General features: G+C 30.8%; 13 protein-coding genes. 5 read left to right on the top strand and 8 right to left on the bottom strand.

Annotation, left to right across the window (positions count from 1 at the left end):
* Nucleotides 1-27 precede the first annotated feature (27 nt).
* The 4 genes from ACRHNM_RS03595 to ACRHNM_RS03580 are packed head-to-tail and all read left to right on the top strand — an operon-like array spanning nucleotide 28 to nucleotide 3,789.
* Nucleotides 28-1,002 carry a lysylphosphatidylglycerol synthase domain-containing protein gene (locus ACRHNM_RS03595; protein ID WP_431133747.1) on the top strand — a complete coding sequence of 325 codons (975 nt, stop codon included), beginning with the start codon at nucleotides 28-30 and terminating at the stop codon, nucleotides 1,000-1,002.
* Complete coding sequence (locus tag ACRHNM_RS03590; protein WP_431133745.1) at nucleotides 1,002-2,126, top strand: glycosyltransferase family 2 protein; 1,125 nt, start codon at nucleotides 1,002-1,004, stop codon at nucleotides 2,124-2,126. Before ACRHNM_RS03595 ends, ACRHNM_RS03590 begins: the two co-directional genes overlap by 1 nt.
* Nucleotides 2,127-2,179: 53 nt before the next feature.
* Nucleotides 2,180-3,052, top strand: a complete 873-nt coding sequence (locus ACRHNM_RS03585; RefSeq protein ID WP_431133743.1) for a hypothetical protein — start codon at nucleotides 2,180-2,182, stop codon at nucleotides 3,050-3,052.
* A complete protein-coding gene (locus ACRHNM_RS03580) occupies nucleotides 3,052-3,789 on the top strand; it encodes a Bax inhibitor-1/YccA family protein (protein ID WP_431133741.1) in 738 nt (245 codons plus the stop codon). Before ACRHNM_RS03585 ends, ACRHNM_RS03580 begins: the two co-directional genes overlap by 1 nt.
* Here the strand turns inward: ACRHNM_RS03580 and ACRHNM_RS03575 are convergent.
* Genes ACRHNM_RS03575 through ACRHNM_RS03560 form a run of 4 tightly spaced genes read right to left on the bottom strand, consistent with a single transcriptional unit; the run spans nucleotide 3,776 to nucleotide 7,661 of the window.
* On the bottom strand, nucleotides 3,776-4,252 hold the full coding sequence (locus tag ACRHNM_RS03575; protein WP_431133739.1) for a hypothetical protein: 477 nt from the start codon (nucleotides 4,250-4,252) through the stop codon (nucleotides 3,776-3,778). The genes ACRHNM_RS03580 and ACRHNM_RS03575 overlap by 14 nt on opposite strands.
* A gap of 51 nt (nucleotides 4,253-4,303) precedes the next feature.
* Entirely contained in the window at nucleotides 4,304-5,446 is a 1,143-nt protein-coding gene (locus ACRHNM_RS03570) for a tetratricopeptide repeat protein (protein WP_431133737.1), read from the bottom strand.
* Complete coding sequence (locus ACRHNM_RS03565; RefSeq protein WP_431133735.1) at nucleotides 5,446-7,296, bottom strand: M56 family metallopeptidase; 1,851 nt, start codon at nucleotides 7,294-7,296, stop codon at nucleotides 5,446-5,448. Before ACRHNM_RS03565 ends, ACRHNM_RS03570 begins: the two co-directional genes overlap by 1 nt.
* Nucleotides 7,297-7,298: 2 nt before the next feature.
* Nucleotides 7,299-7,661 (bottom strand): BlaI/MecI/CopY family transcriptional regulator, encoded by a 363-nt coding sequence (locus ACRHNM_RS03560; RefSeq protein WP_431133732.1) that lies wholly within the window; start codon nucleotides 7,659-7,661, stop codon nucleotides 7,299-7,301.
* Between the two features lie 118 nt (nucleotides 7,662-7,779).
* On the opposite strand from ACRHNM_RS03560, the gene ACRHNM_RS03555 reads away from it, so the two are divergent.
* Nucleotides 7,780-8,277, top strand: a complete 498-nt coding sequence (locus ACRHNM_RS03555; RefSeq protein ID WP_431133731.1) for a DUF456 domain-containing protein — start codon at nucleotides 7,780-7,782, stop codon at nucleotides 8,275-8,277.
* Nucleotides 8,278-8,528: 251 nt separating this feature from the next.
* Here the strand turns inward: ACRHNM_RS03555 and ACRHNM_RS03550 are convergent, their stop codons facing one another.
* The 4 genes from ACRHNM_RS03550 to ACRHNM_RS03535 all read right to left on the bottom strand — a co-directional run bounded on the left by ACRHNM_RS03550 (nucleotide 8,529) and on the right by ACRHNM_RS03535 (nucleotide 12,613).
* On the bottom strand, nucleotides 8,529-9,197 hold the full coding sequence (locus tag ACRHNM_RS03550; protein ID WP_431133729.1) for a response regulator: 669 nt from the start codon (nucleotides 9,195-9,197) through the stop codon (nucleotides 8,529-8,531).
* A complete protein-coding gene (locus tag ACRHNM_RS03545) occupies nucleotides 9,197-11,230 on the bottom strand; it encodes a tetratricopeptide repeat-containing sensor histidine kinase (RefSeq protein WP_431133727.1) in 2,034 nt (677 codons plus the stop codon). The genes ACRHNM_RS03550 and ACRHNM_RS03545 overlap by 1 nt, the downstream gene beginning before the upstream one ends.
* A gap of 117 nt (nucleotides 11,231-11,347) precedes the next feature.
* A complete protein-coding gene (locus ACRHNM_RS03540) occupies nucleotides 11,348-11,518 on the bottom strand; it encodes a hypothetical protein (RefSeq protein WP_431133725.1) in 171 nt (56 codons plus the stop codon).
* Between the two features lie 330 nt (nucleotides 11,519-11,848).
* A complete protein-coding gene (locus tag ACRHNM_RS03535; protein ID WP_431133723.1) occupies nucleotides 11,849-12,613 on the bottom strand; it encodes a hypothetical protein in 765 nt (254 codons plus the stop codon).
* Nucleotides 12,614-12,647 lie beyond the last annotated feature (34 nt).

Genomic DNA, 12,647 nt, shown 5'->3' with positions numbered 1-12,647 from the left:
TAAACAAAAAACGTTAAGATAAGCTCAATGCATTTTGGAAGCCTTCCTTACAAAACTAAACAATTCTTTCTTTTACTTATTAAATTAAGTATTGTAGTTGGTGCATTTTATTTTATTTACAAAAAACTCATTGAAAACAAAGAACTTGATTTTCGTGTTTTTCTTCAGTTTTTAAGAGATAATGACACTTTTTCGGTTAAAACCATTCTTATTTTACTTTTTTTAACTGGTTTTAACTGGTTTTTAGAAATCTTAAAATGGAAAATAGTAGTCGCTCCAATAGAACATATTAGTTTTAAAAATGCCCTCGAACAAAGTTTAGGATCTTTAACGGCATCGTTATTTACACCAAACAGAATTGGTGAGTATGGCGCTAAAGCGATTTATTATACTTCTGAGAAACGAAAAAAAATTGTTTTGATCAACTTGCTGAGCAATATGATGCAAATGGGAACTACGATACTCTTTGGTACTATAGGTTTATTTCTCTTGAATTCTAAATACAATCTACATATAGATTACTTTAAAGGCTTTCGTTTTTTGTCTATACTTATTGTCATTGCTGTTTTTACGGCTTTTGGGCTCAAACAAAAGAAATTTAGCATCAAAGGGTTTTCTATTGAACGATTGGTTCGTTTTTACAGGAATATTTCAACTACAACAAAAATTTCAGGTATGGTTTTATCTGTTTTAAGATATCTTGTGTTTTCATTTCAGTTTTATTATCTACTGACTGTTTTTGATGTGAATATGAGTTATTATCATGCTATGATTGTGATTACTTCTATGTATATTTTAGCATCTGTAATTCCTTCCGTTTTTATTTTTGATGTGGTTATAAAAAGTAGTGTCGCTGTGTATGTATTTTCAATTGCAGGCATTAATGATTTTACTACACTTAGTATTGTCACCTTAATGTGGCTTCTTAATTTTGTATTGCCTAGTTTATTTGGAAGCTATTACGTATTAAACTTTAACTTACCTAAAGACACCAACTTATAATGCTAATCATCGTTATTGTAATCCTCATTTTATATCTGCTACTAATTGGCAGTTTTACCTTTGGTTTTGATAAGGTAAAATCAGTTGCTCTGGAAGATATTAAGGCTAAAATTGATTTTAGTATTGTTATTCCTTTTAGAAATGAAGCCAGCCATTTACCAGATTTATTGCACTCTATTTTAGAGTTGAATTACACCAAACATAAATTTGAGATTCTATTCATTGATGACAACTCTGAAGATGAATCGGTAAAACTCATTAGAAGCAAACTGAGTAAAACTCAGATAGATTTCACCATTCTTACGAATGACCAATATTCAAATTCTCCAAAAAAAGACGCAATTACAAAAGCCATTTCTCAATCTAAATATGACTGGATTGTTACTACAGATGCCGACTGTAAATTACCTAAATACTGGTTAGATGCTTTTGATTATTTTATTCAGAAAAATGACACTAAATTTATCGTTGCTCCAGTGACCTATTACCAAACAAATTCGTTTTTAAAACGGTTTCAATTGCTTGATTTTTTAAGTCTTCAAGGTGTCAGCATTGGTGGTTTTGGCATTAACAAACCCATTTTGTGTAATGGCGCAAATCTAGCTTATACAAAAACACTTTTTTCAAAGCTGAATGGGTTTGAAGGGAATTCACATATTTCAAGTGGAGATGATATTTTCTTATTGCAAAAAGTGATTGAAAAATACCCTTCACAAATTCAATATCTAAAAAATGAAAATGCAATTGTAAAAACGGCACCTCAACCAAATCTTAAAAATTTAATATCTCAACGAGTTCGTTGGGCAGCGAAAACATCGAGCTACAACAGTCTTTTCGGAAAACTCACAGGAATAATTGTCTTTTTAATGAACGGTTTTTTAGTGTGTTCTCCCCTTTTAGTACTTGCTAATTTTATATCCTTAAAAATTCTGATGTATGTATTTGTAATTAAGTTTAGCATTGACTTTCTATTACTCTTCAAGACAGCTCGTTTTTTTAATCAGGACGCCTATCTAGCATCTTTCTTTTTTTCAAGTTTTATATATCCATTATTTTCTGTGTATGTTGTTTTTATTTCAGTATTCAGAGGTTATAAATGGAAAGACAGAGCATACAGCAAGTAGTGTTATCTCATTTATTTTTGTTAGATTTACATGAACAACAACTTGATGTCCTGATGAAAAAAATAATCTGTGTTTTATGCTTTATTCTTAGTGTTTCATTTCTAAATGCTCAAGAGCGTTATACTGTAAATGGGGAAACACTTGAATTAAAAACTGAAGTTGATGGCAAACTCGATTTGCTTTGGAATATCATTGATGGTAAATATCGTTATTTCGTTAGAACGGAAGACAATACCATTACAGAACTTAAAAACACAAAAGTAGACCGAAGATTTCAGGAAGAATACAAAACGCTTCTTGAAGAATTAACCAACAATTCAATGTCTACAAAACGTCTAAATTTAACACTATTCAGTTTAAAAGAGTTTATTGACTCCTATAACATATCAGCAGATAGCAATTACCAAACTAATATAAGTCGAAGTAAATTTGAGTTTAGACTTGGTGTTTTTGGAGGTATGACTAACAACCCATTTGTTACAAATCCAAACAATGAAAAAACTCCTCTTTTTGGAGCTGAACTTGAAGTATTAGAAGCCAAGCGCATTTCGAGACATGCTGTTTTTATGCAATTAAAACATGTGCTTGAACAAGACGATATCAAATATTCTACAACAGAATTATCACTAGGTTATCGCTTTAGAGTTATTAATAAAGAAACCTTTAGTCTTTATGCTAACATGAAATTTGCAACACTTAACTTTTCTAATGCTACAGCCATTACTGAAATTAATGGTGTTATCACCACTGAAGAGTTTAGTGACACTGCATTTGATGTACCATTTATTTTTGGTATTGGTGCCGATATTAATGTGAGTAAAAATAGCTTTATCACTTTAGCTTATAATGAGCTTTTTGCGTTGTTTATAGATAATCAAGGTAATTTTTCAACCGACTTTTCTATTGGATACAAGTTTAAATTGTAATGCGCTTATCTAATTACAGAACTAATAATCCCGTATTTTCTAAATATTTTTGGGAAAGTCAAAACAGTTCTCATAAAAAGATGTCTGTTTATGGCGTTCTAATAAAATCTATTCTTTGCATATTAGTTATTGCTACTCTAACAGCTTATATCTGGAAACTTAATGAAAATGGAATGCCTGTAAAATGGTTTACCCTTGGCGGCATGCTGGCTGCTATTATTATAAGTGTTATCATTTCTGTACGACAACATTGGGCTCCATTTTTAGTTCCGATTTACACCATTGCTAAAGGTGTTTTTCTTGGTGGTTTTTCAGCCTATGCACATAAACATTTTCCAGAACTGCCTTATCAGGCTATTGGTGTAACCATAGTCACTTTTTTTGTGATGCTCATATTATACCAAACCAGAATTATTGTGGTTACTAAAAAGCTGAAAAGTGTTATTATTACTGCTACTGTTAGCATTATAGTTGTGTATTTAATGTCTTGGATTCTGAGTTTTTTCGGAATCAAATCTTACATTTGGGGAACCTCCTGGTTTGCTATTATCTTTAATTGTATTGCCGCTATCGTTGCCTCCTTTGCGTTACTTTTAGACTTCGATTATATTGAACGTTATAAAAATAAGGCTCCGAAATTTAAAGAATGGTTAGCAACTTGGGGACTTTTAGCAACGCTTATTTGGTTGTATGTTGAAGTCTTGAGATTAATGCAAAAACTGGCTATTCGATTTTAATAATCACAGGTAAACTAAATTGAGTGGTTACTAGCTGACTCCGTTTTATTGCTGGAAAAATTTTTGGTAACGAATCTAAACTTTGGCGTAATAAACTATCTAATTGTGGGATTTCCTGTTTAATTAACGTACTGCTTTCTATCGAATTGATTGAAAACTCACCTTGATTATCAATAGTGATTTTTAATTGAACCGTATCTTCAATAGATTTTGAAACCACTATATGATACTGAGACAAGTTTGTGTTTAATAGATCTCTAAGCGTGCTTTCAAAACAATGTTTTTTATTTGCTTTTCCTAAGGTCGAATCACAAGATGCAAACGTTGGATATTCATCTACATCATGCCACGTAAACATTTCCAGTTCATTTTCTAGTAACTCTTCAGAATATACTTTTTTCTTGCTGAAGTAGTCACAAGACATCATATTGACAAATACTAGAAAGATTAAAATACGCTTCATGTTGGTTTAACTGATAGCGAAAAATACAATTTTTTTAGATATTAAAGTGCTTTACTCTTTTTCCTTTTCCTTCAGAAATTTTTCTTCCTTTAATTCTGATAATCGGCGTTTTGCAAAGTTTAAAAATGGTGACGTAGAATGTCCATCAATAAAATCCTGATAAGCTATTATTTTTGAATCAATATCTGCATAATAATGATCTTTAGTTGTGACTATAAAAAAAGCTGAAGATGTATTCTCAGGATTTTCTTTTAAAGACACCTCAAAAGCCTCAATGGCTTCCTTGTAACGTTTTTGTCTGTTGAGCAGCATACCAAGCTTTTGATATTCGTAATCTAAAGGCACATCTTTCAATTTAAGAGCTTTTAACAGATAGGTTTCAGCGTTTGCAAAATCATTAAGTCTCTCAAAATACATTCCTATTAAAAATAAGGCATTAGAATCATATGGATTATAATCCAACACTAGTTTACGATGCGTAATAGCCTCTTCGTATTCTGACAATTCAGCATGAATACTACTTAATTTTTCATGAATAAACTCTGAAGATTCTCCTAAGTCAATGAGTTTTTGAAACCAGACTTTAGCGTCTCTGTAATAATCTTGATAATAATAATTTTGCGCTTTTAAACTGATAAGTTCAACATTATTTTCATAAGCTTCTAAGCCTTTATCAATATAGCGATGCGAGATGTCATGTTTTCGTTTTATTAGAAAATGTTTCGCAATTTTAAATATGGCTTTTTGATGTGTGTTATCTAAATCGTAGGCTGTTCTAAACCGATTCATAGCTGTAGAATCATTCATTTTTTCTAAGGCTAATCCCATTTCATAATGGTAATTCGGGTTGCGATAATCGATATTCATTAAGTCATTAAATACTTCAATGGAAGCTTTAAAATGTTTCGTTTTAGATAAGAGTTTTGCATATTCATATTTAGATAATGCATCATCTGGATGTACTTCAACAGTCAACTTATAATAGCGAAGTGCCTCATCATAATTTCCAATAGCAATAAATGATTTTGCAATTTTATCATATACTTCATTTGGATTAACATACGATTGATAGGTTGAAATGGCTTTACTGTAATTTCCGTTGAGATATAAGCTATCTGCAATAGTCAAAACCGAGGGTTGTGCTTCGGTTTTAAAAAATATCAAAACAAACAACAAACTAAATACTATTCTCATTAATTCTTTTTATCTGGAGCAATTTGAAATAAAATTGGCAAACTATAAGGCACAGTAACTGCTTTACCTTTTTGCTTTCCAGGTTTAAATTGCGGTAATAAATTTATAACACGTACCGCTTCAGTTTCTAATTCTGGATGAGATGCTCTTGCTCTAACCTCTATGATTTCTCCCTGAGTATCAATTTTAAAAATAACCGAAATACGCTGCTTACCTGTTAAGCCTAACTGCTTGGCTAAAGCAATATTAAAATTTTTATTTACATGAGATGCAATGCCATTACTCATGCAGGTTTTACGTTCTTCGTTTGTTGTTAAGTTTTGACAGGTCACCATTACTGGAACTTGGTCTACAACAGCAAAAGGCACTTCAATAGATTCTACCACATCAATAACCTTAACGTCTTGCGTAACTTTAGTTGATGCTTTAGGGTTTTGCAAAATCATTTTTCCTGTTCCTGTCATATCCACAATTAACAATTCTTTGAAATAATCATCATATTCTATCATATCAAGTTTTCGATCCATTTTTTGTTTCTCTTCTTCTGTCCAGTTTGAAAAATCATTAACAATTAAACGCAACACACCATCTCGACTATTATTTTCCCATATATCTCTGGCTTCATCTGTTTGCTTCCATGCCAGATATTCTTCGTAAGTTCGATTTATCATCTTATTAATAGATTCAGAGCGTTCAATATTTTGTCCAGAAATGTCATCATTATTTTCTACCTTTTTTCCCTTAAAACCTTTAGATATAAACTGTAAATAAGCATTGAGTTTGTAATATGCGGTTTTGGTTTTTATATATTGGTCTTTATCACTTATGCCAAAATCAAAAATATCTGTAAAAGAAGCTCCACTTTCCTCCATTTCAATAATTTGTTTGTAATATTTTTCTCTTAGCTCTTTATCGCTTAGTTGAGAATCTTCAACTTGAATGGTTTCCTGAATGACTTCGGTTTTTTCTTGAGCATACGAAGACGTGTAAACAAGCATTGTGCTTACTAAAGGAAGTAACAAAGCATATTTTAAAACATGGATTTGTTTTGATTTTGTTTTACTCATCATAAGGATTCGTTTTTTAATTAATGACTGTTTAAAGAATGGGTTAACAAAAGAAAAATTTTGGGTTTCAAATACTTGTGCTAATAAATTGTTGTAGTACTCCGCTTTATTTTTAAACTTTACTGCTTTAGCATCTGCTATAAATTCATGAAGTTCAGAAATTCTGTTTTGATATATATAAACCAGTGGATTGAACCAAAATAGGATTCGGAGTACTTCAAAAAACAGCAAGTCTAATGTATGCTTTTGTTTAACATGAACCATTTCATGTTCTAAAATAGAATCGCGATCTCTAATATTGATGTTTTCACCTATAAAAACATAATGAAAAAATGAAAATGCTGCATTGCTATTAATCAGTTTAATAATTAACAGATTATTACTCCAGCGTTTTGGATGTTTTGAAGCTAATACTACCAATTTAAAAACCTTGAATATTAGAGTTAGGAATGCCATACACATTCCGCTAAAGAGTATTATATTCCATATAGAAATTGGCTCTGGTTCAATAGTAATTCCGGCAAGATTAGCAATTTCAGGATGCACAGAACTCGATTCTGTTAGGTTACCAATAATAACTTCAGGCAACCGAATTACAAATTTTTCAGGTATAATGGTTTTTATACTTTCAATTTTTATAAACGGAACAATAACCGATAGTAAAGCGGTTATTAAAAGGTAAATCCTGTTCCAATTGAAGAAAGTCTCCTTCCGAAGAAACACATCATAAATTATTAAAAACCCAAGTTGAAACGCAACAACTTGCAATATATAATGTAACATATTTAAGTGTTGTTTTTATTAATATCTTTTAAAATGGATTCCAGATCCTTGAGATCCAGATCATTTTTCTTTACAAAAAAAGATACCATACTTTTAAAAGAGCCTTGAAAATAATTATCAACTAAAGTGTTTATTGACTGATTACTATAATCTTGTTTTTGAACAATAGGAAAGTACAAATGGCCTTTGCCTTGTTTTTCATAGTCTACAAATCCTTTAGCCTCCAAGATTCTAACTATAGTAGAAACTGTATTGTACGCAGGTTTTGGTTCGGGCAATTCTGAAATAATAGCTTTCACGTTGGTCTTTTTAAGTTCCCAAAGCACTTGCATGATTTCCTCTTCTGCTTTTGTAAGTTGTTTCATATTTAAAAATTAAACACTTCAAATATAACTAAAATATTAGTTTAAACTAAATATTTAGTTCATAAATGTAACAAATCGATTCTTATGGCGTCTAATTGTTAAATTTTAATGCAACTAAATGGATATTTTTTTAATCATACTTGCTGCCTTTTTTATGATATTGGGAATCATAGGTAGCTTTTTACCTGTTTTACCTGGCCCTTTAACTAGCTGGATAGGTTTACTCATGTTTCATCTTACTGATGTTGTACCAATGAATTGGACATTTTTAGGCATAACACTTTTTGTAGCTATTACAATATGGATTCTTGATTATATAATTCCTGCTATGGGAACAAAACGTTTTGGAGGCAGTAAAGCTGGTATGATTGGAACAACTGTAGGCTTGATTATTGGCTTATTGTCACCAATTCCAGGAGGCATAATAATTGGACCATTTATTGGTGCCTTAATAGGAGAACTCATTAATAAAAGTGAATTTGATAAAGCACTTAAAGCGGCTTTTGGTTCTTTTTTAGGATTCCTTGCATCTACATTTATAAAATGTATGGTGGCACTATTATTTCTAGGACTTTTTATTGTGAAGATTATCGAGTATCAAGATGTACTTTTTTAAATAAATCGTTAAAAAAGACAAAACCTAACAATTAGTATTAATTGTTAGGTTTTTTTTCTTTGCTATTAATTCAACAAAACACTTAGAGGGATTAAAAGTTATTGTGTTGACTATTCAAATATAAGTCTAGATAATAACTTTTTGATGTGGAAAAACCGTAAACATGATGCGGAAAAAACGTACTTTGCAGAATTAACAAGGGTTTAAAGCTGTTTTTTTTGAGGTGAAAATTGCAAATATAATCGCTATTCCTAAAGAAATCCTTTTTTTCTGGCTTCCAATATCAAGGATTCATCCTTACCATCTTCTATTGAAAACAATAATTTGAGTTGTTTTTTGCGTTTTTCTATCGCACTCATAGACAAATTAATATGTTCTGGAAGACTTCTGGTTTTCATTCCTTGAGCTAAGAGGTGGAGAATTTTTCGATTAATCTCATCGACATAGATTTCATTAATAACCGATTTATTTAAAAAGTTTGATACTGTACTACTGTAATATGGTGGATCTACTAATATATGATGAAAGGCTTCTGCCAGTTCGCTTGAAGTCAGATCGCTCTTAATTAAAAATCCGTCAGGATTTATTTCTTTTACGATACTATGTATGCGGTACGATTCATTAAACATAGTAAGGATTATAATTTTAGCATTAGGTAAAATATTCTTAGCAATTTTAGCTAAATCCTCACCAGAAGTTATTCTACCGTCTGAAGATGGAGGCAAACTAATATCAAAAAAACAAACGTCATATGGTCGTTCGTCTGCTGCCTTTTCCATTAATAAATTTGCAGTATCACAGGTATTAGCAGTATCTATTACTAAGGTTTGATTTTCTTTTTTTGTAGCCATTAAAGTATTCTGATATCCTTCAATTATGATAGGATGATCATCAACCATTAAAATATGAATGTGCTGCATTATGGGTTGGTTTTATAAGGAATTTTTATTTGTATCGTTGTACCTTCTTTAATTTTAGATTTAATTTCTACAGTGCCTTCTAAGTCATTAACTCTGGCATTAATATTTTTAATTCCGATGCCTTTCTTACTCTTATTAACATCAAATCCTGAACCATCATCAGTGATTGATAATAAAATTACGTTATTTTTTAGTTGAAAACTAATTTTTACGGTTTCAGCATTTGCATGTTTATAAATGTTTTGAAGGGACTCCTGAATAATTCTGTAAATATTAATTTTGTTTTTATTTGACACCATTTCCCAACTGACATCATCTGTATAATCAAATTTAGATTTTAGTTGATATGCACTGGTTTGTTTCTCAATTAATTCAGAAACAATATCCATAAAGCCAGAACCTGAAACGAAATCGGTGTTGAGGTCATGTGAAATTTTGCGAATGTCATCTTCAATGGTCTTTAATTCATTTATATAATTAGATCTGTTCTGAATGGCTTCTTTGCCTTCTGAGAAATTTAAGCTATCTAAACTGAGACGTGTTCCAAATAATCGCCCTAAAATGCCATCGTGCATTTCTTGAGAAATTCGTTTTTTTTCATTAGCTCTGGCTTCATCTACCTTGTCCTGTTGCGACAACATAAGGTTATAGATTTCTTCATTGGCTTTTTGCTGATCTTTTTCAAACTGAAGTTCTTTATTTTTAGCACGTTGTGTAATGATAATATATAATAAAAATAACGTTACCAGTAATACGGCTGAGACAATTAACAACCACATTCGCTGTTGAGAAATACGTTCGTTTTCCTCTTCTATTTTGTCAGTTTCAAATGCTATTCTGGCAAATTTATCTCTGACATTTCGTTCGACATTTAGCAAGCTATCACTGAGTGTGATATGCTCAATAAGATAGGTTTTCCCTTCTTCACCTTCTTTGAGTTCAGAAAGCACCTTTAGCGCATCTAAAAGTATATCGTTTGAGGATGTTTCTTTTGCAATTTTGTAAGCTATATTAACATATTTCAAAGACGAGTCAGGCATCTGTCTTTTCAAATAAAATTTTGAAAAATCTATGCTGACAGCTAACTTGGTTATATCATCTTTAAGACTATCACTAATGTGAAATGCCTTACTAAATAGGCTTTCCATTTTGTCATAATCGTCATGACCAGCAATTAATTTAGTATATGCTATGTTATCAATAATCAAAGGATAAAATGTAGGATCATAATCGTCATATTGATCCCTTATGTTGACAAGGCTATTATATAAATCAAGTGCTTCATCATAATTTTTCTTTTTTCTGTAAACAAAAGCTTTATTATTTATAGAGAAGATTTCATTATAAAATCCATTGTCCATGGTTTTAGCAACCTTTTCTGCTTTGTTGTGGTATTCGAGAGATTTATCATAGTTGCCTAGTTTTAATGATATAATTCCAAGCAAATTATTGAGATTATAAATCTGCGCGAGATTAAATTCTGTCTTTGGAAAAGACTCAAACATTTTTATAGCTTTTATGGCATTCTCTTCACTACCTATGTAATCTCTTTCAGTTTCTTGAATATCAGATATAACTAACAATACAAACGCCTCATCTTCTACATTACCTAATTTTTTATAAAATTTAATAGCTTTTGAAAAATAATAGTAAGCACTATCGTTTTCATATTGTGAATAATAATATTGACCTATATTAAATAAGGCTGAAGATGTAGCTGTAGAATCATTGACTTTTCTGGCTAATTTTAAATTTTCAAAATTCAGATTTTTATATTGCTCATATTTACCTTCGTTAAGATAAATAGTAGATAATCTTCTTTTGCTTTTTAATATTGAAGAATCAATCTTAAGTTCATTTGCTATTTCTAAAGATTGCTTCGCAAGTTTTTCTTTTTCTTCAAATGACAGATTGTTTTCTTTTGATTGTTCTCTTAAATTAATTAAATCTTTGATTCTATCTTGATTGTCATTTTGAGCTAAAACGAATAATGGAAGAAAAAAAACAAATATTAACTTAAAAAAATCTTTCAAAGTAGTCACGTATAATTTAAATCAAATTTAATTTAAAAATTCAACATCGCAACAAAATAAAAAAGCATTAACCGAATTTACAGTTAATGCTTTATATTTTTTTAAAGTAAGATACTTCTATCCGTTAGGCTTTAAAGTTCTATTTTTCTTAGCATGCGCTAACAAATCATACTGCTTTTGTGTCTTGTAAGTAGGTTCGTTATTATCGGCTACTGTATCACTACTCTGTCCTGAAACAGTTAATAATACTACTGCTAATAATAAAAATGTAATTTTTAGGGTCTTCATAATTTTAATATTTAGGGTTTGTTAAAATTCTATTTTGTTAATAATAAAACAGCATCAAAAATGCCAGTCGAGGGAAGAATGGATTATTAACTAAAATGGCAAACCTGCCAAAAATTCAAAAATTTATGAGGGAAATCAAACGCAAAAAGCGTCTAAAAATAAAAATGGATTATTAAAATTACCTTGATAAGTGATTTAGGGGCTTATGAAGGACTGTAAACATACTACTATTTTGTGTCATAACAAAAATAAATCGGATGAAATGCTGTATTTTATCGATTAAATACATATTTTCCTTAAAAAATGTTCATTACATGTTAATAAGTCCGGTTATTGTATGTTTGGGTTAAAGGGAGCTGCATCCTGATTATCTGGAGTGCCATCTAAATCTGAATCTCTGACATCATCAGAGATAACCAGTAATTGCCAATGCAAAGGTAAATACGTTCCCATGACCAAATTATTGAATTCTGTTGTTGGACCTGATGCTAAGGTAACAGAAATAAAGGTATTTCCTAAGCTTGGCATGAAATGGGTTTGAACGGTTAATAAAGCAGTAAAATTACCAAAGCGAATTAAACGGGCTCCAAACGTTGTAGGAAATCCAAATTCATTAGACTGTTGTGTTGTAGTACAAATGACTTGCGGACTTCCATTAAATCCATGAAATTGCATAATTTGGTTTATTTCAAATGCAACGATGTCGTTGATTTGGACCTGACCGATAAAAGGGCTTGAAGGAATATACCTCCAAACGACATTATTATCATTTCTGAAAACATTCACTCCTATAGTTCCTGATTGTAAGTCTGTGATTTCTTGAGCCACATACCCTTGAGGCATTGTAAAACCAAGAGCAGGATATTGTGAATGAATAAATTGTTGACCAGGATTTGTCAATGTTGGAATTTGTGCTAAAGAGGTAGGTAATCCGTGACTCCCATCCCAATACATAGCTTCTGGTCCAGATATACCATTACATATTTGAGAATTGAATTGTTGTAAATCTTGCTGGTTATTATTGGCATCATCTTTACTGCAAGCAAAGAGTATTGAAATTAATGCTAAAATCAGAATGTATTTAAATGCTTTCATGATATCAATATTTATAATCACATCGAATGGATTA

Origin of the sequence: Psychroserpens mesophilus (assembly GCF_050617655.1) — a bacterium.
In the GTDB taxonomy this organism is placed as follows: domain Bacteria; phylum Bacteroidota; class Bacteroidia; order Flavobacteriales; family Flavobacteriaceae; genus Psychroserpens; species Psychroserpens mesophilus_A.
The sequence above is the reverse complement of the archived record's forward strand: the minus strand, read 5'-3'. Positions and strand labels throughout refer to the sequence as shown.

Bases quoted from the DNA above. Each gene is read 5' to 3' on its own strand.
- ACRHNM_RS03595 (WP_431133747.1), top strand. From the start codon at position 28: ATGCATTTTGGAAGCCTTCCTTACAAAACTAAACAATTCTTTCTTTTA.
- ACRHNM_RS03590 (WP_431133745.1), top strand. From the start codon at position 1,002: ATGCTAATCATCGTTATTGTAATCCTCATTTTATATCTGCTACTAATT.
- ACRHNM_RS03585 (WP_431133743.1), top strand. From the start codon at position 2,180: ATGAAAAAAATAATCTGTGTTTTATGCTTTATTCTTAGTGTTTCATTT.
- ACRHNM_RS03580 (WP_431133741.1), top strand. From the start codon at position 3,052: ATGCGCTTATCTAATTACAGAACTAATAATCCCGTATTTTCTAAATAT.
- ACRHNM_RS03575 (WP_431133739.1), bottom strand. From the start codon at position 4,252: ATGAAGCGTATTTTAATCTTTCTAGTATTTGTCAATATGATGTCTTGT.
- ACRHNM_RS03570 (WP_431133737.1), bottom strand. From the start codon at position 5,446: ATGAGAATAGTATTTAGTTTGTTGTTTGTTTTGATATTTTTTAAAACC.
- ACRHNM_RS03565 (WP_431133735.1), bottom strand. From the start codon at position 7,296: ATGTTACATTATATATTGCAAGTTGTTGCGTTTCAACTTGGGTTTTTA.
- ACRHNM_RS03560 (WP_431133732.1), bottom strand. From the start codon at position 7,661: ATGAAACAACTTACAAAAGCAGAAGAGGAAATCATGCAAGTGCTTTGG.
- ACRHNM_RS03555 (WP_431133731.1), top strand. From the start codon at position 7,780: ATGGATATTTTTTTAATCATACTTGCTGCCTTTTTTATGATATTGGGA.
- ACRHNM_RS03550 (WP_431133729.1), bottom strand. From the start codon at position 9,197: ATGCAGCACATTCATATTTTAATGGTTGATGATCATCCTATCATAATT.
- ACRHNM_RS03540 (WP_431133725.1), bottom strand. From the start codon at position 11,518: ATGAAGACCCTAAAAATTACATTTTTATTATTAGCAGTAGTATTATTA.
- ACRHNM_RS03535 (WP_431133723.1), bottom strand. From the start codon at position 12,613: ATGAAAGCATTTAAATACATTCTGATTTTAGCATTAATTTCAATACTC.